The organism is Flexibacter flexilis DSM 6793, assembly GCF_900112255.1.
Lineage (GTDB): Bacteria > Bacteroidota > Bacteroidia > Cytophagales > Flexibacteraceae > Flexibacter > Flexibacter flexilis.
On the sequence record NZ_FOLE01000012.1, the window covers coordinates 33,306 to 54,558 of the forward strand.

Here is a 21,253-nt window from a genome sequence, read left to right on the forward strand (position 1 = left end):
AGTATATAGAATGGTAACTTAGATTCAAGTTTCGTTAAAAAAAGCCTAAAATAATACAACCTTCAGGCCTTTTTGGAAATAAAAATATAGTTTTTTGCAATAATACATTTTTTTCAAGAGAAAATTAAAGAACATAATGAAAATTGAACGTAACACACGTCTTATGGCCGATGCCAACGTACTGATAAATGACTTTTTTTATCGCCAACCAGACTTCGGAATGGGGCGCGTAGTACCCGAAAGACAAGCACAAATCGAATTATACCGCCAAAAAGTACATCAAACATTAGAAGAGTTGAGTAAAATAGATGGTATTCAAGTATTTATCCCTACTTATATGTTTTTGCGGGTAGCGTCTTTGCTGGCCGATTTGTTCGTACCCAACGAGCTAGCCAAACAAGAACTATTGTATTTGCGCAACAACTACAACATGATAGACATTACTTTGCCCGACATCGAACAAGTGCTTTGGCAGGTGCAAACCACACCCAACACGGAACTGGATTTGGATATGGAAGATTATTTTTTGCTTCATGCCTGCCGCGCTGCACAATGCAGCCACTTGCTCACGTCCACGCGCAAGGGGTACGAATTGCTGGAAGAAATAGTGTTGGTACGTCCCGAAAGTGTGATTTTTGAATAAAAAGAGTCAGGACTTTTCTCTCAACAAATCCTATATTTGCCGACGTACAATTTATTTTTGATTTAACAGAATCAACTCAATGACTATCAACGAAATACAAAATCAAATCATAGAAGAATTTGAGGTGTTGGGCGGCGACCGCGAAATGATGGTGGATTACATCATGGAGCTTGGCCACAAACTCGCACCATTGCCCGAACAATACCAAACCGACGACAATCTCATCAAAGGCTGTATGTCCAAAGTGTGGCTGCACAGCCAATTCCAAGACGGCAACGTCGTGTTTTTGGCCGACAGCAACACGGGCGTAACCAAAGGACTTATCAGCCTGTTAGTGAGAGTTTTGTCTGGTCAAAAACCTGCACAAATCGCTAACGCAGACCTTTATTTTATCGAAAAAATAGGCATGAGCAACGTAATCGGCACGCAACGTTCCAACGGTTTGGCTTCCATGATGAAGCAAATGAAACTTTATGCCATCGCTTACGCTGCCCAGCAACAACAAGCAGGCTAACATTGATTAATCAGTGTGCGCCATCAACAAAAGTTTATCAAATTCTTCGGGTTTGAGGGCAATCACAGACAAACGCGACTGTCGGAGCAAGCCTATATTTTGCAAATCAGGGTTTGCTTTGATAGCCGCCAATGTTACGGGCTTGGGCAAAGTTTCCACTGGCGCAAAATCCACCATCACCCATTGCGGCTCGGTGCTGGACGTGTCGGGATAGGCTTCGCGCACCACTTTGGCCACGCCCACGATTTCTTTGCCTTCGTTACTGTGATAAAACAAAGCCAAATCTCCTTCACGCATGGCTTGTAAATTATTACGAGCCTGATAGTTGCGCACACCGTCCCAATGCGTGCGGCCATCTATCAAAAACTTTTCCCACGCATATTTGTGCGGCTCTGATTTTATAATCCAGTAGTTCATTTCTTGTAAAATTACTATTAAAACTCAGCCAATATTAAAGCAAAAAACATTGCCCTCCAAGATGGAAATCAGGAACTTATCTTGTTAAAAATATTTTTTCGTAAAAAATAAAGCTAAGAATTTGACTAATAACCCTCTGGGCAGTCTAAGTCTTGGTTTTATTTTAACTGTCAATTTTATGAAAAAGCTCACAACCCTTTCCGTTAGTCTATTGGTGCTATTAAGCCTGTCTTTTTTTTCGGTTAATGCCCAAATCTACGACGACCCGAACATTTCCAAACCCTCCAGTGGCTACGGTGCAGAAGGCACGCACGCCATTGACTCGGCCTCTTTTCCCAACCCCAACTACGCGGGGCAACGCGTGCAAGTTTTTTATCCCACAGACGTAACGGGGAAAGTCCCAACGATTTTTTATAACCATGCCTATGGCGGTTATAACTCCCAAAACATACTGGGATTATTGCGATTTGCGGCCAAAAAAGGTTATGCTATCGTATTTGTCCCTTACCAAACCACAGGCGTAACCGTAGAACAACGTTACGACAACCTGCTGACAGGTTTTAAAATGGCCGCCCGAAAATATACCAGCATCATAGACACAACACGCGTCGGATTTTTGGGGTATTCGTTTGGTGGTGGTGCGGCATTTGCCAACTCACTGCATTGTTTTCGCAAACACAATTGGGGTTCTAACGGACGTTTTATTTATGCAATGGCACAATGGTATTCGTACAGACTTACAAACCAACAATTAGCAGACAGTTTTCCGTCAAATACCAAAGTATTAGTGCAAATACTCGATGACGACGAAACCAATGACCATCGTATGGCCGTTGATATCTTTTCGCGTATCAATATTCCTAATAGTGAAAAAGATTTTATCAAAATGCGATCAGATACCATCAACGGATATATTTACTCTACAGCCCATTCTATGCCTAACAGTGCTACTTTCGATGCGCTGGATTATTACGGCTATTATCGCCTGCTCGCCGCCTTGTGTGACTACACATTTACGGGTAGTTTGGTGGGAAAAAATGTCGCGTTGGGCAATGGCAGTCTGGCGCAAGTAACCATGCCAAGCGGCCTAAAACCTTTGCTGCAAACAGATTCACCAACAGTCATTTATCCCGAAAGTAAATACCTTTTTCCCTGCTCAAGCTCAGAAAATTTACGCCAAGCCTACTGCCCGTCAGCGATTACGGCTGTGGCGAAAATGGCGCAAAATGCGAAGGTAGCTATTTATCCCAATCCCGTTACCAACGTTTTGTACATTGACCTGAGCGAACAAACAAAATCCAATAGTTTGCAGATATTCAATAGTTTGGGGCAAAAAATGTGGGAAGAAAATGTAACGAATCAACAAAATTTGCGTATTGATACAAGCCTATGGCCAAGCGGCATGTATTGGGTCAATGCGGGTACATTTAGCCAACAAATCGTAAAATAAATCATTGACTTTAAAACAAAACCGCGCCAAACTTCTTAGCCGAAATTTGACGCGGTTTTCAGTTTTTATTGATGTCTTGATTTGAGTACATCTATCACATCGGCAAGCGGAATATTTTTGGCTTCGAGCAACACCAAGTAATGAAACAGCAAGTCGGCGGCTTCGGCTTTAAACAAATCGTCATTGCTGTCTTTGGCTTCAATCACGACTTCTACGGCCTCCTCTCCTACTTTCTGTGCTATTTTATTGATTCCTTTCCTGAACAAATGCGCCGTGTACGACTCCTTCGCATTTTCGAGGCGGCGGGCATGAATCGTGTCGCACAAATAACTGATAAACTGTAAATTATCGTCATTTTTTTCACCAAAACACGTATCTGCTCCCGTATGGCAAACTGCGCCTTGCGGTTGAGCTTTTATCAAAATCGTGTCTTGGTCGCAATCAATCTGCACAGATTTTACGTGCAAAAAATGGCCTGAAGTTTCGCCCTTTGTCCAAAGGCGTTGTTTGCTGCGACTGTAAAAAGTAACGACTTTTTCGGTGGTCGTTTTGTTAAAGGCTTCTTGGTTCATGTAGCCGAGCATCAGCACCTTACCCGATGCAAAATCTTGTACGATAACTGGCACAAGTCCGTCAGCAGATTTTGTAAAATCAATATTGGTCATGGCAACAATGTATATCTTTTAATCAGGCAAAACTAAGCCAAAGAAATGAAATCTTTCCTAAAAATCTACTTTAAAGGTGTTTACAAGGATTTATTAAGACTTATTCTAAATAATTCTTGCATATAAAATCTTCCTAACATAGCTTTGCGGCACTTATTTAAATTAAGTCTTAATAAAACTTAAATATATATGAAATCAAAATTTATACTTTCTGTTGTGTTGATGCTGCTATGCCAAATGGTCATGGCTCAAAGCAAAATTTCGGGAATTGTGAAAGACGATTTGGGTGCACCACTCAACGCCGTAACGGTATTTTTGGAAGGTACACCTTATAATACAAGCACTGACGCAGAAGGCAATTTTACATTTACAAACATTGCAGATGGTAACTATACCTTGCAAGTTTCTTTAGTGGGTTATAAAGCCCAAAAACAAGAGATTAAACTCCCTTCGCAAGCCAATCAAACTTTTGCTTTCGCGATGCCTATCGCGGTGAGCACATTGGGAGAAGTAGAAGTATTCGGCGACCGCAACAAACGTCCCGAAAAGCTCGACGCGATTACGCGTTTGCCGCTCAAACCTTCGGAGCAAATCCAAAGCGTTTCGGTTATTTCAAACAAATTGATTGAAGAACAAGGCTCTATGACCATCACGGAGGCGACTCAAAACGTGGTTGGTGTTACGCTTTTCGGTTCGTATGGAAATGTGCGTGAAAGTATGTCCACGCGCGGGTATCGCGGTACGCCAGTGCTTAAAAACGGCGTGCGCATGGACTCGGATTTCAGAACGGGCAGTGCCGTAGCCGATATGCAAGGCGTGGAAAGTATCCAAGTGCTAAAAGGTTCGGCTTCTATTACGCAAGGCATCGGCAACAGCTTAGGCAGCGCAGGCGGCGTGATTAACGTAGCCACCAAAACGCCAAAATTCGTGAACAAAGGCGAAGTTGGTTTGCGCGTGGGCAGTTGGGGACAATTCCGCCCAACATTTGACATACAAAACGTATTGGATAAAGCAGGTACAGTAGCTTTCCGCATCAATGGTGCTTACGAACGCGCCGATAGCTACCGCCCAACCGTTACCAAAAACCGTGTTTACATCAACCCTTCGTTTGAATGGAGACCCAACGAACGCACCAGTTTTACCTTTGAACTTGACCACTTGCACGATGCCACTACGCCAGACAGAGGTACAGTCAATTTGGCCGACGACAGCGTAAACGCTTTGTACGAAATGCCACGCGACAAATTCTTGGGCTTTGGTTCTGACAAATATATTCAGGATAACACTACCATTACCGCACGCCTGACGCGTAACATTACTGACAAATTGGATTTGCGTGTAGCTTACTTCGCTTCTACTTGGGACGTGGACAATACGGGCATCGCCTCATTGACAACTATCGGCAAACAACCTTATAACATTCGTAAACGTTCGATTACGCGTTCTACAAGTTCCGACGAAAACAGCACGTTGCAATTAGATCTTATCGGAAAAGAATTTAATACAGGCAAAATAAAACATACTTTCCAAACAGGTATTGATTACACGACTTTTGACAAAAGCACGGTTAGTTATAACTCCCTTGTCGTAGATACTATCAATGTTTTTGAGAAAATTTCTAACACATTGCCTTCTACCACGTCGTTAAGCTCACTTACGGCAGGTGCACCAACCACCAGCAAACAACAGAGTTACGGTATGATGGCACAAGAAATTTTGACCGTAAACAAATACTTGCGTTTCATCATGGGCTTGCGTTATAGCTACTACGAAGCCAATACAGGAACATCTAGTGCCGTTACTACTGGCGATGCTTGGAATCCATTGGCGGGTGTGATGATTTCTCCTACCGAAAACATCAATTTGTTTGGCTCTTATACCAACACGACCGACTTGCGCAGTGCCAGCAACCCAATGATTGGTGGCGGAACTATCGGCGAATCGGTAACACGTCAGTGGGAATTTGGGGTAAAATCGGATTGGCTTAATAACCGCTTACGTTTCAACTTCACGTACTTCGACATCTTGAACAGCAATTTGTCTTACTCAGAATACAACGCCGCAGGCAATGCCACTGGTTTCTATGGCAAAGCAGGTGATTTGGCGCGCAAAGGCATCGAAACAGAACTTACTGGCCGCGTATTGGAAAACTTCCAAGTGATTTTGGGTTATGCCTACCTTGATGCACAATACAACAGCAGCCCTGCTTATGTAGAAGGTTCTGCCCCATCTAACGCGCCAACACACACGGCTAACGCTTGGGCTTATTATACTTTCGATAAAGGCTTTGCCAAAGGACTTTCGTTTGGAGCAGGAGCTTACTATGTAGGCGAACGCCCAACCAACGAGTTTACCCAAAAAGTAATTATCCATAACACACAGCCGGGCGTAAAACCATTCAATATGGAGGCTTATACGACTGTCAATGCGCAATTGGGTTACTCTATCAAAAACCTAACGGCTCGCGTGTTTTTCAATAACATTTTTGACGTTTTAGGTTACAACTCATATTACAGAGGTGGTTTTATCAACCAAATCAACCCACGCAATGTGGCTGTAAACCTTGCTTATAAATTCTAATTAAATTTGTTTAGATTGTATTTTTTTACCAGTAAAAAACGGTTAGGCACTGCCCGACCGTTTTTTGTTTTTTTGGAGAAAATGAAAAATACGCCGCCAAGCGTACCGCTTTTTGAGTAACTTGCCCTTCTATTTTCTGTGATAACATTCCGATTATGCGCCTGATTCATCGCCCCGTATTGTGCAACTATTATGTTACTTATCGCTGCAATGCGGCGTGTAGTTTCTGCGATATTTGGGAAAAACCCTCGCCTTACGTAACGCTGGAAAATGTCCGCGAAAACCTGCGCGACCTCAAAAAGTTAGGTGTAAAAGTCATTGATTTTACGGGAGGCGAACCACTTTTGCATCGTCAGATTGACGTTTTTTTGAAAGAAGCCAAACAACAAGGCTTTATTACAACCCTGACAACCAACGGTTTACTTTATCCAAAATTAGCGACCAAACTTCGTGGCTTGGTGGATATGTTGCATTTTTCGTTGGACTCTTCCGACCGCCAAACCCACGACACAGGGCGCGGCGTGGCCTGTTTCGATTTTGTCATGGAATCCATACAAATCGCCAAAAAATTAGGCGAACGCCCCGACATTCTGTTCACAGTTTTTGGGCACAATCTGCACGAAATACAGCAGGTTTGGGAAAATATTTGTTTGCCCAATAATCTTATTTTGATTCTTAATCCAGCATTTGACTACAGCGACATCAAGGCGGGCGGCCAAATGACCGAAGCGCAATTGCAAAAACTCTCGTGGTGGGGAAAGCAAAAAAACGTGTACCTGAACGAAGGCTTTGTGGCTTTGCGACGCGATGGCGGCAATCAAATCGAAAACCCAGTATGCAAAGCGGCGAGCAGCACCATCGTTATTTCGCCCGAAAACAAACTTATTCTTCCTTGCTATCATTTGGGTATAGAACAGTTTGATATTGCAGGGAATTTGCACGAATTATATCAATCTACTGATATACAAGCACATATCAAACAAGAAGGCCGTTTGCCAGCCTGCCAAGGTTGCACGATAAACTGCTATATGCAACCCTCCTTTGCGGTAGAAATCAATCGTTATTGGTGGCGTGCGCTACCTTCCACACTCAAATACAACGCCATGAAAGGCACTTGGAAGCAATTATTATAAAATAAAAAAGCCTCAATAAATGAGGCTTTTTTATTTTATAATTTATTCTATACAAATAGTTACTTATGCGCTTTTGGCTATTCCGCGAAAAAACAACGATTCAAAAATTTCGGCGGTGATTGGTTTTGAATAATAATCACTAACACACTCGTAGCTAAGTGCTTTTTGGCGATCGGCTTCGCTCACCGAAGAGCTTAACATATAAACAGAAGTCTCATCCCATTGTTGAGAGAATTTCTTTTGATAAACATCAAGAAAATCCCAACCATTCATAATGGGCATTTCTATATCCACAAATATCATTGATGGCGCAACTTCTTGGCTATCAATATGCGCAATTGCTTCCCAACCATTTATAAAACTAAATACCTGAGTGTCAGGGCAAATAAGTTTGATAAGACGAGCATTGATAAAGTTCATAATCTCGTTATCATCTATCAAATAGATAGACACAGGGACATGTGTTTGTTTGGTATTCATAAAAATAGATGTTTTAGTAGTTGTAGTTATGTGTATTGTTTTAATGCCACGAAGTTACACATTTTTAACATACATTCAAAATGTGCTACACGAAGCAATACGACTAAATGAATTGCAGCGTAATATAATAAATCAAAATCTACTATAAATGACGCTTCAGATCCAAAAACAAATCTTCTTACTTCTATATTATATGACAATTGTTATTAAACATAACGATTTTTCCAGAAAAATAACATAAATTGTCCTTCTTCTCTCAACTTTACTCTTATGTACTGTTTTGTCCTAAAAAGTTTGTTGATCGTATAGAATCCGAAACCATTATTTTACCATACTTACTATTTTTATATCATTTATGAATTTAAGGAAATTTTTTATTTTGCTGTGGTTGCTTGTCATAACATTAGCCACACAAGCCCAAAATGCACTTCCGCGCAAGGGTTATTTAGGTATTAAGGCCTCAGACCTTACCGACGAAACAGCGATTAGTCAGGGGCTTAAAGTAACTTTAGGAGTGATCGTGGATAAAATTGCGCCACGCTCCACCGCCGACCGCCTACAACTACTTCAGGGCGACATTATTACACAAATCAACTTAAAAGAGGTTAATAATCTCAATGATTTAGGTAAAATCACCAATGCACTCCGCGAAAACGACAAGATTCGCGTTCAGATTTGGCGCGAAGGCCAAAATATGGTGCTGGCTGGCAACGTATTGGCCAAACCATTAGAAACTGATTCGCTGACCGATGTCATTTACGGACAGGCTCGCACCAAACAGGGCGGCACGATTCGAACTATCCTTAACAAACCACGCAGATTGGGTCAAATACCAGTAATTGTGCTTGTAACAGATTATGCATGCACACCTATTGAGCAGTTGCCAAGCACGCAATACGGATTGTTAATCAAAGATTGGTGCGCCGAAGGTTTTGCTGTTATGCGCGTCGAGAAATCTGGTTTGGGCGACAATCTTAGTACGCCAGATTGCGACCAAGCCGACTGGAAAACCGAAGCCGCAGGCTACGAAGCAGGTTTAAAAGCAGTTCGCCAATACGATTTCGTAGATACTAATGCCATTTTTGTGTTCGGACACGGTATAGGCGGCACGATTGCGCCATACATTGCTCAAAAACAACGCGCCGCAGGCCTTATCGTGTATGGCACTACGTTTCAGACATGGTTTGAGTTTTTATTAAAAATGTATCGTTTCCAAAATGGGCTACGAAGTCTTGATTTTGAGGACTCGGACAAGCAGCTACGCACTTTACGCCAGTTTTTGGACGAATGGCTTTCGCAAAAGAAAAGCGTGACTCTTTTGGCCAAAAATCCCCAATACAAAACATTGCTTACCAACGAATTATTGAATACGCCAAACACCAAAATGGTTTGGGGGCGACACGAAAAATTTTGGCAACAACTCGACTCTTTGCCACTAGCCACCGCGTGGCGCAAAGCCCAAACACCTGTTTTGAGCATTTGGGGTGCATTTGATACGCAGGCTTTTGAGCAAGACCATCTTTGTATGGCACAACATTTACATCAAAATGGTATCGTTGGTTCTGAATATATAAGGCTTGATAGTTCCAATCATTATTTCATCAAAACCAACACCATAGAAGAAGGCCAGATGCTCATGCAGAGCCGCAACAGCCAAATGATGCACACTATGTTTAATCCAAAAGTCATAAATGTAACGACGGCTTGGATTCGTAAGCGAACATCTAAGTAAGATTATAGCTTTATTAGAGTGTTATACTTCTGTATTTCAGTAGATAATAAGTTAAACACCTGCTCACGAAGGACAGGAACGTCCGCTTCGGTCATCCCTTTTGTTTCGATAGGTGGGTAAACAATAGCCAATGCTTTTCCGAAATTTGGTAACAGTTTGCCATCGTCGGGTAGTAAATACCAGTTCAGCGGCATACAAACAGGCACGATGGGCAAGCCTTTTTCGATGGCAATTCTGAACGCCCCATCTTTGAAAGGCGTAAGACCTGGTTGTACTTTTTGGTCTATTTTTCCCTCGGGAAAAATGGCCAAACTACGACCTCCTGCTGCTTTCTCCATTGCATCTACCAATGCCCGATGGCTATCTTTACGGCTCGAACGATTTACCGTAATATGCAGTTTGACAAACATATAGCCAAACAAAGGCACTTTTCGAATAGATTCTTTTCCGATGTAAGCAAAAAAATCTGGGAGCAAATATACCAACATGGCAATATCCAAAAAGGAACCATGATTGGCACAATACACATATTGCCCATCAGATTTTGGCTGAAATAAATAGCGTTTTTCAATGCGCAAACCAATGATTGTAAAAAAGGTATAAGACCAAATTTTATTAAGAATCACGGTATAAGGTTGCCAACTTTTACGCTGAATAAATAGCCAGAAAAAAGGGAACAAAAGTAAAAAAGTAAAAACAAACCAGAATAAAGCCCAAAATGAATACAGTCGGCGCAACAAAATCATAGCAGCGTAAGTTATCTTTTAAATATAAACTAACAAAACCTATACGAATAGCGTAATTTTGCAAAAATAACTAAAAGCTAATACTGTGCATCATTTTTGTGTAAAACCCAAAAATTGCCTATACAAGCAACTACAAAGCAATATTATCACAAAATATTACTTTGTTATTACTATAAAGTTCTTCGTTTTTTTTATTATCATTGCGTAACAGCAATCATTATACTATCTCTTTATTTTTAGGGTTATGAAACCTGCATTTATTATACTGTTCCTTTGGATGAGTACAACTTTGAGTAGTTGGGCTGCACAAGAAGACGTAACCGTGTATGGGAAAATACGCGGGGCGAGAAGTGGCGCAGTTAGTTTAGACCTCTTACAAGATTTTATCAACTTTAAAGAGGTTTCGTTGGAAGCTGAAATCGACACGGGCGGTAACTTTACGCTAAACGTGAGCTTATCTTCTCCTTGTTTGGCCGAACTGAACTACAACGGCGCGACAATTCGTATGTACTTGCAACCCAACGATAATATTGAACTGCATACTGATGCTGTAAATTTTGCAAAAAACATTATTTTTCAGGGAAATGGAGCTGCAGAAAACAACTATTTCGTGCTGTTTGCCAATGAGTTAGAGCATTCGCCAGAACTTCGCCTTATTCCCACCAAAGTCCGAGACCTTGCGCCAAACGACTACATTGGAGCGGTTGCACTCAAAAAAACACTTTTGCGTACTTTTTTGGGAAAATATATGAGACAGCAGGCTATTAGTCCCTCGTTTGAAGCACTGATTAACAACGAAATAGACTACAATGCAGCTTATGAACTATTGGTTTATCCCGAAATGCACAGCTATCTGACGGGCGAAAATATTTCGATGCCTGCCAACTATTTTGATTTTATCAAAAGTACTGCCGTAGAAAATCCCGCCGCACTGATAAGCTATTGTTATGCTAATTTTTTGGAAGAATACGCACGCTATCTTTTTCGCGAAAGCAATATTTCGGCTGGTAGCACTTTCAAATACGCCTATTTGGCCATGTACGATTTGCTCAAACAGCAATTTAAAAACAAGCAAATCCGAGATTTTGTATTAGCCCAAGATCTTGTTAATGCGCTGGAAAACACAGAATTAGCATTAATAGAGCAACCCTATCAGGATTATATGGCTTCTGCGCCACAAGCTGAATATGCAACGCTTTTGCAAGTAACCTATAATAAGCACGTTAAGTTGAGTAAAGGACACAAAGCTCCAAATTTTACACTCAAAAACACAGCAGGCAAAACCGTAAGTTTGGAGGATTTCAGGGGAAAAGTCGTGTACTTAGACTTTTGGGCTTCGTGGTGCAAACCTTGCCTTAAAGAGATTGAATACGCCAACAAATTGAAAGAAAAATTTGTAAACAAGGATGTCGTGTTTTTGTATGTTTCTTTGGACGAAAACGAGCAACATTGGCTTCGTTCTATCAAAGCCCGCAACATACAAGGCATACATCTCAATAGCAAAGGGGTAGATTCTCAAGTAGCATTAAGCTATGATATACAACAAGTTCCTTCATTTTTCTTAATAGATAAAGACGGAAATTTGTTTGACAAACAAGCCAAACGCCCCAGTAATGAGGCGTTGGCCGAAGATATGATAATGCTATTACAACGATAAACTTTTTAACATTTTTCGTAGATAATTGCTGCGCCTTGTCCCACACCAATACACATAGTGGCCAAGCCATAACGAACTCCTTCGCGGCGTTGCATTTCGTGTAGCAAAGTCGCCGAAATACGCACACCACTTGCCCCCAACGGGTGGCCGATGGCAATAGAACCGCCGTTTACGTTCACAATTTCCGGATTCAGCCCCAACTCCTGCAAACAACCCAATACTTGAGCGGCAAAAGCCTCATTAAGTTCCACTAAATCAATATCTTGAAGGCGAAGTCCTGCACGACTAAGGGCTTTTTGTACGGCAGGAACTGGCCCCATGCCCATCAAATGCGGCGAAACGCCCGCCACAGCCATCGACACCACTCGCGCCATTGGTTTTAGATGATACTTTTTCAATGTCTCTTCGCTTACCAACAAACCAGCCGCCGCACCGTCGTTAATGCCCGACGAGTTGCCAGCCGTTACCGTGCCGCCCTCCACAAAGGCAGGTTTGAGACGCGCCAAATCCTCCAAACTCGACAAGCGCGGATGCTCGTCGGTACTAAAAATTTGCTCCCCGTTTTTCTTGGAAGCGACCGAAACAGGCACGATTTCAGCCTCAAATTTGCCTTCTTCTTGCGCTTTTTTCCAACGCAATTGGCTCAAATGCGCCCATTCGTCCTGTGCTAAGCGACTGATATTAAATTCTTTGGCTACATTTTCAGCAGTTTCGCCCATCGTGTACGGGTGATGCAGTGCCGAAAGTCGCGGATTAATAAAACGCCAGCCCATTGTTGTATCAAAAATTTCGGGTTGGCGGGAAAAAGGCGTAGCAGCTTTTGGCATCACAAACGGCGCACGCGTCATACTTTCTACGCCAGCCGCTATGTAAGCCTGCCCTTCACCAAGCATCAGGCCACGCGCCGCGTCCATGATGGCCTGCAAACCCGACGCACATAAACGATTGACAGTAAGACCTCCCGTATGCAATGGCAAACCCGCCAACAATGCCGCCATACGCGCCACATTGCGATTGTCTTCGCCAGATTGGTTGGCCGCACCCATGATAACATCTTCTAAATCATCGGGTTGGAAAGTGGGATTACGGCTAATAAGAGCTTTGAGAACGTGCGCGGCCAAATCGTCGGGGCGAACCGAAGCCAAAGCACCTGCATATTTGCCAATGGGCGTGCGGACGATGTCCACGATGTATGCGGTTTTCATTTCGTTTTATTTTTAAGATAAATTTTTGGTGTATGAATAATGTATTTTGTGTGAGCAAAGATAAAAGAAGATTGTAGGTCAGCAATTTTGAAAAACATTTAGATTTAAAATTGACTGAAAATCAAATATTTACCTTTTTAAATTTATCCAAAAGCAAATTAAATCTGCCAAAAAATGCTTGTTTTAGTATATTTAAACCACAGGATAACACTATCTATTTTTAATTTATGTACCACGAACCCAACAATCAGACAGCCAAACATTACCAACTAGCCTTAGGATTTATTGCGGGAATCGGCGATATGCTTACGCGTCAACTCATCAGCTATTGCGGGTCGGCACAAGGCGTTTTTAGGCAAAATAAAGGCCAACTCATGCGTATTCCGAACATTGGAGAAGTGTTGGCCGATAGCATCATTAGCAGCCGCGATGGGGCTTTGAAGGCCGCCGAAACAGAGATTCGCAAAGCAGAAAACACTGGTTCGCAAATACTTTTTTATACGGATGACAATTATCCTGAACGACTAAAAAGCATTGCCAACGCCCCAACGGTTTTGTATTTGGCAGGCAATGTGGATTTGAATAATCCGAAGATTTTGGGAATCGTGGGGACGCGCCGAGCCAGCGACTATGGCCGCCGAATAACGGAAGAAATTTTGCAGGAATTAAGACCCCATAATTGCCTAATTGTAAGTGGATTAGCCTACGGAATTGATATAGCAGCCCATCGAGCCGCCTTGCGCGAAGGCTTGCCAACGGTGGGCGTAATGGCCAGCGGTTTGGATATTATTTATCCAGCAGAACACCAAGTAACAGCGGCCACCATGCGCGAAACAAATGGTGGTTTGCTCACCGAAAATAGATTTGGTTGTACACCAGATGCACCGCGTTTTCCCGCCCGCAATCGTATTATTGCAGGTATGGTAGATGCCGTATTGGTGGTGGAAGCAGCCGCTTCGGGAGGCGCGTTGATTACTGCCGAAATTGCTAATAGCTACAACAAAGATGTTTTTGCAGTGCCTGGTAACGTGCATCAAAAATCATCGGAAGGTTGCAACAATTTGATTTTCAACAATAAAGCCAATTTGGTTACCAGTGCACAACACATCGAGTATTTGCTCAATTGGGCGGCAACCGATACGCCCACAACCCGAAACAAACAAAAAGCAAAGCCCAATTTTGAAGCACATAGCCCCGAAGAAACCGCCGTTTTACTCAAACTATACGAACAGCCCGAAATTCACATAGACGAATTGAGCTGGCAAACACAAATTCAGATTAGCCAATTGGCCTCTATCCTACTCCAGCTGGAATTGCAAGGGCTTGTAAAAGCATTGGCGGGAAAAAAATTTGCGCTTACAATACTGACATAAATATTTGACTACAAATATTTTACAGGATTTAATAAATATTTTCTTTAAAAAAAGAACCCACAAATGGTTACTTTAAAAATAGATTCTGTATCTATATTTGAAAATAAAAACAATTTTTAATTGAAATATTTACATAAATGCCAACCTATACTCAAATTTTCAATATTCTGATTGCACCTGTTTTAAGTGTTATAGCCTATTGGTTTTACAAAAAACGCTTAGATGTTATTTCTGCTAGTTGGTTAAGCAAAAGTTTTGCCAGTGGCGTACTCGCAATTGTTCCTATACTGGTTTTAAACCTCATAATAAAAGATTTAGAAATTTCTCCGATTGGGGACATATCAAACAGATTCACCTATTCTATCCTTATTAGTTTTTTAAAAGAATGGAGTAAATATTTAGTAGTTGTCTGGTTTGCGTTAAGTAGTCCAACATTTGATGAACCTTATAAGGGTGTAGCTTATACGTTAATGGCAGCCATGGGGTTTGCTTGTACCGAAAATATAATAGATACATTTTTTTATGAAAACATACAATTAATGCCTATTGCACTCTCCTCTGTTCTCTATGCCCTTTCGGCAGTAATGGTGGGCTATGGTTTAGGTAGAAGTAAAGATTACGGAGCGTCTGTCCTGTCCAATATTTCAGGGCTTGTACTCGCAATCACATTTCATGGCGCATGTTTGTTCGCAATTATCGGACATTTGGATAAATTACTGGTTACAAACTTGTTAGCAGCGATATTAATTGTTAGCTTAGAATTAGTTAGAGCTACAAAAATACGCGAGAAGGCCTTGGCTTTCGAGGCTTATGCCAAAAGCGTATAAAAGTCAAAATACAATAGATTAAGGTTAGGTTAGAGTAATAAAAAAGTCCTTGGCAATGCGAAGGACTTTTTTTGTATGGTTTTCAGGATCAATTATAAGTACAAAACTTGGTCGCAGTTCATGCCATAAGCATCTGAAAGCGAAGCCATTACCCAGCCGGCTTTTCTTTTACTGCATTCCTGCTCAATGAGTTGGGCAGCGGCTTGTATATTTTTTTCGTCCAAATGGCTAAAGGGTTCGTCAAGCAAAAGCCACTGAAAAGGTTGTGCCAAAGCTCGAATAATGGCGATACGTTGGCGTTCGCCGTAAGAAAATGTATTGGCTTTTTTCTCTAACAGATGCGTAACGCTCAGCGCGTCGGTCATGGCCGTAATATGCTGAATATCTGGAGTTTTTGAATACAAATTTGCTTTGACCAAAATATTTTCGAGGGCTGTCAGGTGCGGAAAAAGTCGCAAATCCTGAAACACAATGGAGACTTTTTCTTGTCGATAATCAGCCCACCACCCAAGCGTTTGTTTTTTCAGGTGATGGCCGCCGTAAGTAGCAGTCCCTTCGTAGTCGTGGCGCAGACCATAGACAATACCAACGAAAGTGCTTTTGCCTTTACCGCTCGCCGCAGACACCAAATAGCATTTTCCTTGCTCCAAAACGAGATTTGTTTGCCATATCTGCGACGATAAACGAGTAACCCCGACAAGTGGTGCCGGGGTTACGTTATCAAAAATAATTTGTTCCATAAAAACTACTGCACGGGTTCTTCTTCGAGCGGAACGGCAACAGAGGCCGTATCAGCTTCTATAATTTCTTGTTCTTCCATTTGCCATTGTTTGCGTTGCGCCTCATCAAGTTTTTTAACTTCTTGGCCATATTCCGCAAGAGCCTTCCAGCTACTTTCATTTTCGGGTTTGGTATGCAAAGAAAATACCGCTTCTGATTGTTTTTCAGATTTTTGTATTGCCGTTGCCTCAAACGATTTGACGTACTTGTTAGCCAAACGAGAATAATCTGTGGCAAACTGACTCATTTGTTGAGTAAACACATCAAAATCCAACAAGAAATACATGGCATTTTCACCTACCTCAGCCTTGAATTTAGGAGCTTTGTTGCCAACTATCAAATCACGCATTTTGGCTGAGCTAGCAAACATCAATTTTTTGTCTCTTGGAATAAGTGAATAAATCGCTGGCACAACTCCTCCACCCACAAAATAGTCGTTTTCTTTTTTGATAAATGACTGCGAAGAAAGAATACCCAAGACTTTGTTACAGGTTTCGTTGTTGCTAATCCCAAGATTTACAAACACTTGAGGTGTTCCATTCATTTCAGCAGCAGCCTCTGTTGCCGCAACAATCACGTCACCCGAAAGCATTCCGAAAAAATCGTCAGGGCTTACACCAGCCATTGTGAGGCCACCTTCTACCTGCATGCTTACGCCTACTTTTTGCATGAGTTTACGCAAAAGAGGCACATCAAGTTTGAGAGCCACCACACCCATTGGCTTGTCGCTTGGCACATCAGCAAGCAAATCTTTATTGATTGGTTGGCTTAATAATTTGCCATATTCTTTATCTGCTTCATTTTCAGAATAAAAATCAGACTTAAGAACAGCTTTACCTTTTTCAAAGTCTAAAGTAGCTGTCATAAAACGGCCTGTCAAAGCTTTATTCGTTTGGTCGGCTGCTGGATTGTTGGCTGTAGCCTCACTTGGCATCGCATCTTTAAGCGAAACCCAAAACGACAAAGCGCCACCATGCTCAAGCAAGCCCTTAAAATAAGTGTTAGACTCAGCCAAACTATTTTCTTCTGCTAACGTAAATAGTGTATTTGCGTGCGTTTTGAGTTGTGCCTCACCATAGTTTTTGAGTGTGGCTACAATCGCCAATTTATCGTCAAACATCACAACAAAATCATTATTTCCTGCCACTCTAAATCCATTTTCTTCTTTCACAACCAATGGGTGTTCCTTGTCGAAAGTTTCCAAAAATGCCTTGAATTTGGCTGCATCCGAAAGGGGCAAAAGCGCACTTACGGGAGCTTTGTCGAGCGCGCCAGTAGAAAATACATAACTGGTACTCAAAAAATCGATGCCCGCTTCCTGCAATTTTTTGCCTGTTTCGTCGCTGGTAGTATCTGTATTTTTACCAAAAATATCATCAAAAGAAATAATATCCCATGCTAATTTTTTGGTATCAATAGCCACCACCGCCGAAGCTTGCTTAGGAATGTGTTTAGCGTGCTGAGGCGTTTTGTTACAAGATGTGGCCACCCATAACATCAAAACAGCCATTAAAAATGTTTTATAATTGGCAAAACCTTTTGCCTTACCTGTAAAAACTGAATACATAAGTGAGCTTAAATGTCTATATAATTGCGGTTAAAGCTATGTAAATAGTCTCAAAAATACAATCAAAATATTACATTACAACAAAATATTATTTTCGATATAAACTTAAAGCTTCAAAACAACGCATTAGAGTTTTCTTTTAAATAATCCTGAAAAAGAGCTTTATTATGATTAAATTAGGGGTTTACTAAGTCCTGTTTTTTGCTAAAAATTACGCAGCTTTGCCGAAATTTTTCTTAATACGTGGGTTCTTTCCCAAACAAAACAATGAGCAAACGCCTTATTTTTTTTACACTAATTATACTTTGGAGCAATAGCATTGAGGCAAGCAAGCCCAAACGCGCACTCAAGCAACTTTCTAAAAGTCAATTTGAGAAAGCCTACCAACTTTTATACAAATCATTACGCAAAAATCAGCAGCCGACCGCAGCCCATACAGTGTTGGCTTGGGCTTTCATCATGCCCGACAACCCTAACTACCATTTGGATTCGGCGCTTTGGCACATCACGGCTGCCCAAAGTGGGTATAAACTTCTCACAGAAAAGCATTTACGCACACTCAAACGCTTAGACATCAACGACAGCACACTCTCGCGCACCAAAGCCAAAATAGACAGCTTAGGGTTTGAAGTGGCGCAAAAAGCCAATACCGAAGCCAGCTACCAAACGTTTTTGGATAAATTCCCGACCGCGCAGCAACGCCCTTTGGCCACCGAAAAAAGAAACGCCATCGCTTTTGCTATTGCCCAAAAACAAAACACTTACGAGAGTTACAAACATTTTTTGGACAAATACCCCGACGCACGCCAAGCCAAAAATGCGAAAGAAATCTATGATATTTTATTGTACGAAACCAAAACCAAATCAGGACAACTTTCTGATTTAGAGAATTTTGTACGCACTTATCCGCAAAATCCGTATCGCGAACGCGCCGAACAAAACATTTACTACATCTATACGGCTACGCATACGCCCGACGCTTACGCGCATTTTGCCCGACAATATCCGCGCAGCCAATACGCGCACAAGGCTTTGCAGTGGCAAGCCGCTTTGCTGGAAGACGAACCCGATTGGCTTTTTCCGTTCATTGAAAACAATAAATTTGGATTTATCAATGAAGAAGGCCGCATAACACTCAACGCCCAATTTGATTCGATTCCCGAACCTTATTTGTGCGAAGGCATAGAAAGCAATATCGTAAGTATTTTTCGGGGGCGTGTGGCTGCCGCTGTGGGTCTGGACAACCGTCTGGCCTGTCCGTTGCGCTTCGAGTTGGCCGAGCCGCTGGCCACTGGCCTTGTGCGCGTACAGGAAAAAGGCAAATTTGGCGTTTGGCAAAAATCTAACCATGAGCTAATTAGCCCTATTTTTGATAAAATAGATACGCTAAACTCGCGCCTGATTTTGGTAACTGTCGGCAAACAAAAAGGACTTTATTCGATGCAAGGGCATCAACTTTTGCCGCCACAGTATGAGCACATTCGTTGGGAAGGCGGCTTGATTATTCTTGAAAAAAATCAGAAAACGGACTTTATTACTGAAAATCAACTCTTTGCCACGCTTCAAAAAAAGCCGCTGGCCTTGTCTTTTGAGCTGGACGATTTGGGCGAATCGCACCCCAATTTCTTGATTGCGCAAGCCAATACGCGCTTTGGTTTACTCCAATCCAATGGCATTTGGGAAATAAAACCGCTCAATCTGGACATTACCGAAACACCTGAAGGCTGGATTGTGCGCAACGATAGCGGTTTTTATGCCCTCAACACGAAGGCGCAACGTGTTACGGGGACTTATACGCAAATTAGGCGCAATTCATTTTATTTTTTGGTGAAAAACGCGGCGGCAAAATGGGCTGTGCTGCAAACAAATGGGCAATGTTATAGCGATTTTGACTTCGACACCATCGCCTTTTTAAGTCCGAAAATTTTGTGGGGCAAACGCGGCGATAAAACGTCTGTTTCGTTCGGAAATGGTCAATGGCAAGATTTTGGGGCGTATAATCGGCTGGAAATCCTGACCGATGCAGCCACCAACAAAAATCCCGTTTATCTGCTGGCCGCTTGGGACAACAAACAAAAACTAACGCTTTGGAACAAGCAAGGCCGCATCATTAGCAAGAGCAAATTCAGCAAAATAAGTTTGCTCAACAAAACATATATCGCACTATCAAACAGCGACTTATGGAGCATTTTGGACACCAACGGAAAAGAAATTGACAGCCGACAATACCAAGGACTGAGCAGCAACGCAGACGGCAGCCTTAACACGCTGCAAGCTGGCCGATTCGGGCTACTGATTCCTGCCCAAAACAAAAACATTGCGCCACAATACGAGGCAAGTCTTGTTCCTTACACGCCTAAAGGACTGTATTACATGGCCGTTCGCAAGCAAAAATACGGGTTGGTCAATGCTCAAAATAAGGTTATCGCACCATTTAATTTTGATGAAATTTTATTTTGGAAGAAAAACATTGCGCTGGTGCGTCGCGGGTCAAAATGGGCATTTTGGGATTTGGGAATCAGCAAAAAACTTTCTTTTGGCGAATTTGACGGCCTCGTTACACTGTGGCAAGAAGCTGATAATCTGCTCATTAAACTCCGAAGAGGCGAAAGCGAATTGCTTTGGAGCAACCAACGCGAACTACCGTTTCCGTTTGTGGAAAGTTACATTCACACCATCGAAAGCCCCGACGACGCGCACACGATTTTCATTGCGGTAGCTCCCCAAGCCAACGAAACACGCTACAAACTCACTTATTTTACGGACGAAGGGCGCGTGTTGCGCGAGCAAATCGTCTCGGAAGCCGAATACGACCGCATCGTTTGCGAAGGTTTCAGCGTAAAGGAATAATACAAACGCCCCTGACACCATCGGCATCAGAGGCGCATACAAACAGGTAAAATACAATTATTCACTAATTGCCTTAATCAGTTCGGGACTCATCGGCGCAACACCCGAAGCATATACTTTCACGAGCTGGCCTTTTTCGTTCACCAAATATTTATGGAAGTTCCATTTGGGAGCTTCGTCGTTCCAGCCGTTTTGGGATTTTTGCGAAAGCCACTGATACAGTGGATGTTGGTCGTCGCCTTTTACGCTAATTTTCTCAAACATTTGGAACGAAACACCGTAATTTTTCTTACAAAAACTCGCAATTTCGGTATTAGAACCTGGTTCTTGGCCACCAAAATTGTTGGCAGGAAAACCCAATATTGTTACTTTATCGCCGTATTTGGTGTGCAACTCCTGCAACTCTTTGTATTGGGGCGTGTAGCCACACTCGGAAGCCACGTTTACCAACAACACTTTTTTGCCTTTAAATTTCGCAAACTCAATCGGTTGCCCGTCCAAGCCATTGAGTTTGAAATCGTAAAAAGATTTGGCGGAAGCTTCTGCCGCGCCTTCTGGACGTGAAGTCGTTTTGTTCATACCCAAACAAGTAGATAAAAGTAATAGTGCTAAGAATGCTAATGTTTTCATATAA

The 21,253-nt window shown here is 42.1% G+C and carries 18 protein-coding genes; 10 read left to right on the forward strand and 8 right to left on the reverse strand.

Annotation, left to right across the window (positions count from 1 at the left end; genetic code table 11):
- Positions 1 to 136: 136 nt before the first annotated feature.
- Together BM090_RS16320 and BM090_RS16325 are read left to right on the forward strand one after the other, a co-directional pair.
- Entirely contained in the window at positions 137 to 643 is a 507-nt protein-coding gene (locus tag BM090_RS16320) for a hypothetical protein (RefSeq protein WP_091516031.1), read from the forward strand.
- A gap of 79 nt (positions 644 to 722) precedes the next feature.
- Complete coding sequence (locus BM090_RS16325; protein WP_091516035.1) at positions 723 to 1,157, forward strand: SufE family protein; 435 nt, start codon at positions 723 to 725, stop codon at positions 1,155 to 1,157.
- Positions 1,158 to 1,163: 6 nt separating this feature from the next.
- Here the strand turns inward: BM090_RS16325 and BM090_RS16330 are convergent, their stop codons facing one another.
- A complete protein-coding gene (locus BM090_RS16330; RefSeq protein ID WP_091516039.1) occupies positions 1,164 to 1,574 on the reverse strand; it encodes an EVE domain-containing protein in 411 nt (136 codons plus the stop codon).
- A 178-nt stretch (positions 1,575 to 1,752) separates the two neighbouring features.
- On the opposite strand from BM090_RS16330, the gene BM090_RS16335 reads away from it, so the two are divergent.
- On the forward strand, positions 1,753 to 3,024 hold the full coding sequence (locus tag BM090_RS16335) for a T9SS type A sorting domain-containing protein (protein WP_091516042.1): 1,272 nt from the start codon (positions 1,753 to 1,755) through the stop codon (positions 3,022 to 3,024).
- A gap of 65 nt (positions 3,025 to 3,089) precedes the next feature.
- Here BM090_RS16335 and hisIE read toward each other — a convergent pair whose 3' ends face one another.
- The gene (gene hisIE, locus BM090_RS16340) at positions 3,090 to 3,689 is read right to left on the reverse strand and encodes a bifunctional phosphoribosyl-AMP cyclohydrolase/phosphoribosyl-ATP diphosphatase HisIE (protein WP_091516045.1); all 600 of its coding nucleotides are present in this window, start codon (positions 3,687 to 3,689) and stop codon (positions 3,090 to 3,092) included.
- A gap of 189 nt (positions 3,690 to 3,878) precedes the next feature.
- Between hisIE and BM090_RS16345 the strand changes: the two genes are divergently transcribed.
- Complete coding sequence (locus BM090_RS16345) at positions 3,879 to 6,269, forward strand: TonB-dependent receptor (RefSeq protein WP_091516049.1); 2,391 nt, start codon at positions 3,879 to 3,881, stop codon at positions 6,267 to 6,269.
- 155 nt (positions 6,270 to 6,424) lie between these two features.
- The gene (locus BM090_RS16350; protein WP_091516053.1) at positions 6,425 to 7,402 is read left to right on the forward strand and encodes a radical SAM protein; all 978 of its coding nucleotides are present in this window, start codon (positions 6,425 to 6,427) and stop codon (positions 7,400 to 7,402) included.
- A 63-nt stretch (positions 7,403 to 7,465) separates the two neighbouring features.
- Here BM090_RS16350 and BM090_RS16355 read toward each other — a convergent pair whose 3' ends face one another.
- Positions 7,466 to 7,882 carry a response regulator gene (locus BM090_RS16355; RefSeq protein WP_091516057.1) on the reverse strand — a complete coding sequence of 139 codons (417 nt, stop codon included), beginning with the start codon at positions 7,880 to 7,882 and terminating at the stop codon, positions 7,466 to 7,468.
- 355 nt (positions 7,883 to 8,237) lie between these two features.
- Between BM090_RS16355 and BM090_RS16360 the strand changes: the two genes are divergently transcribed.
- Complete coding sequence (locus tag BM090_RS16360; RefSeq protein WP_091516062.1) at positions 8,238 to 9,614, forward strand: PDZ domain-containing protein; 1,377 nt, start codon at positions 8,238 to 8,240, stop codon at positions 9,612 to 9,614.
- Positions 9,615 to 9,616: 2 nt separating this feature from the next.
- On the opposite strand, the gene BM090_RS16365 is transcribed toward BM090_RS16360, so the two are convergent.
- Positions 9,617 to 10,240 carry a lysophospholipid acyltransferase family protein gene (locus BM090_RS16365; protein ID WP_177199983.1) on the reverse strand — a complete coding sequence of 208 codons (624 nt, stop codon included), beginning with the start codon at positions 10,238 to 10,240 and terminating at the stop codon, positions 9,617 to 9,619.
- A gap of 364 nt (positions 10,241 to 10,604) precedes the next feature.
- On the opposite strand from BM090_RS16365, the gene BM090_RS16370 reads away from it, so the two are divergent.
- Complete coding sequence (locus tag BM090_RS16370; RefSeq protein WP_091516068.1) at positions 10,605 to 12,017, forward strand: TlpA family protein disulfide reductase; 1,413 nt, start codon at positions 10,605 to 10,607, stop codon at positions 12,015 to 12,017.
- A gap of 5 nt (positions 12,018 to 12,022) precedes the next feature.
- On the opposite strand, the gene BM090_RS16375 is transcribed toward BM090_RS16370, so the two are convergent.
- Positions 12,023 to 13,222 carry a thiolase family protein gene (locus tag BM090_RS16375; protein ID WP_091516071.1) on the reverse strand — a complete coding sequence of 400 codons (1,200 nt, stop codon included), beginning with the start codon at positions 13,220 to 13,222 and terminating at the stop codon, positions 12,023 to 12,025.
- A gap of 227 nt (positions 13,223 to 13,449) precedes the next feature.
- Between BM090_RS16375 and dprA the strand changes: the two genes are divergently transcribed.
- Both dprA and BM090_RS16385 read left to right on the forward strand, forming a co-directional pair.
- Complete coding sequence (gene dprA, locus BM090_RS16380) at positions 13,450 to 14,595, forward strand: DNA-processing protein DprA (protein WP_091516074.1); 1,146 nt, start codon at positions 13,450 to 13,452, stop codon at positions 14,593 to 14,595.
- Between the two features lie 137 nt (positions 14,596 to 14,732).
- A complete protein-coding gene (locus BM090_RS16385) occupies positions 14,733 to 15,422 on the forward strand; it encodes a PrsW family glutamic-type intramembrane protease (protein ID WP_091516077.1) in 690 nt (229 codons plus the stop codon).
- A gap of 92 nt (positions 15,423 to 15,514) precedes the next feature.
- Here the strand turns inward: BM090_RS16385 and BM090_RS16390 are convergent, their stop codons facing one another.
- Complete coding sequence (locus BM090_RS16390) at positions 15,515 to 16,162, reverse strand: ABC transporter ATP-binding protein (RefSeq protein ID WP_091516081.1); 648 nt, start codon at positions 16,160 to 16,162, stop codon at positions 15,515 to 15,517.
- Between the two features lie 5 nt (positions 16,163 to 16,167).
- Positions 16,168 to 17,769: a DUF4836 family protein gene (locus BM090_RS16395; protein WP_091516083.1), complete on the reverse strand. Its 1,602-nt coding sequence runs from the start codon at positions 17,767 to 17,769 to the stop codon at positions 16,168 to 16,170.
- A 267-nt stretch (positions 17,770 to 18,036) separates the two neighbouring features.
- Here BM090_RS16395 and BM090_RS16400 point away from each other — a divergent pair, with 267 nt between their 5' ends.
- Entirely contained in the window at positions 18,037 to 20,619 is a 2,583-nt protein-coding gene (locus tag BM090_RS16400; RefSeq protein WP_091516086.1) for a WG repeat-containing protein, read from the forward strand.
- Between the two features lie 57 nt (positions 20,620 to 20,676).
- Here the strand turns inward: BM090_RS16400 and BM090_RS16405 are convergent, their stop codons facing one another.
- Positions 20,677 to 21,249: a glutathione peroxidase gene (locus tag BM090_RS16405; RefSeq protein WP_091516164.1), complete on the reverse strand. Its 573-nt coding sequence runs from the start codon at positions 21,247 to 21,249 to the stop codon at positions 20,677 to 20,679.
- Positions 21,250 to 21,253 lie beyond the last annotated feature (4 nt).

Bases quoted from the DNA above. Each gene is read 5' to 3' on its own strand.
- BM090_RS16320 (WP_091516031.1), top strand. From the start codon at position 137: ATGAAAATTGAACGTAACACACGTCTTATGGCCGATGCCAACGTACTG.
- BM090_RS16325 (WP_091516035.1), top strand. From the start codon at position 723: ATGACTATCAACGAAATACAAAATCAAATCATAGAAGAATTTGAGGTG.
- BM090_RS16330 (WP_091516039.1), bottom strand. From the start codon at position 1,574: ATGAACTACTGGATTATAAAATCAGAGCCGCACAAATATGCGTGGGAA.
- BM090_RS16335 (WP_091516042.1), top strand. From the start codon at position 1,753: ATGAAAAAGCTCACAACCCTTTCCGTTAGTCTATTGGTGCTATTAAGC.
- hisIE (WP_091516045.1), bottom strand. From the start codon at position 3,689: ATGACCAATATTGATTTTACAAAATCTGCTGACGGACTTGTGCCAGTT.
- BM090_RS16345 (WP_091516049.1), top strand. From the start codon at position 3,879: ATGAAATCAAAATTTATACTTTCTGTTGTGTTGATGCTGCTATGCCAA.
- BM090_RS16350 (WP_091516053.1), top strand. From the start codon at position 6,425: ATGCGCCTGATTCATCGCCCCGTATTGTGCAACTATTATGTTACTTAT.
- BM090_RS16355 (WP_091516057.1), bottom strand. From the start codon at position 7,882: ATGAATACCAAACAAACACATGTCCCTGTGTCTATCTATTTGATAGAT.
- BM090_RS16360 (WP_091516062.1), top strand. From the start codon at position 8,238: ATGAATTTAAGGAAATTTTTTATTTTGCTGTGGTTGCTTGTCATAACA.
- BM090_RS16370 (WP_091516068.1), top strand. From the start codon at position 10,605: ATGAAACCTGCATTTATTATACTGTTCCTTTGGATGAGTACAACTTTG.
- BM090_RS16375 (WP_091516071.1), bottom strand. From the start codon at position 13,222: ATGAAAACCGCATACATCGTGGACATCGTCCGCACGCCCATTGGCAAA.
- dprA (WP_091516074.1), top strand. From the start codon at position 13,450: ATGTACCACGAACCCAACAATCAGACAGCCAAACATTACCAACTAGCC.
- BM090_RS16385 (WP_091516077.1), top strand. From the start codon at position 14,733: ATGCCAACCTATACTCAAATTTTCAATATTCTGATTGCACCTGTTTTA.
- BM090_RS16390 (WP_091516081.1), bottom strand. From the start codon at position 16,162: ATGGAACAAATTATTTTTGATAACGTAACCCCGGCACCACTTGTCGGG.
- BM090_RS16395 (WP_091516083.1), bottom strand. From the start codon at position 17,769: ATGTATTCAGTTTTTACAGGTAAGGCAAAAGGTTTTGCCAATTATAAA.
- BM090_RS16400 (WP_091516086.1), top strand. From the start codon at position 18,037: ATGAGCAAACGCCTTATTTTTTTTACACTAATTATACTTTGGAGCAAT.
- BM090_RS16405 (WP_091516164.1), bottom strand. From the start codon at position 21,249: ATGAAAACATTAGCATTCTTAGCACTATTACTTTTATCTACTTGTTTG.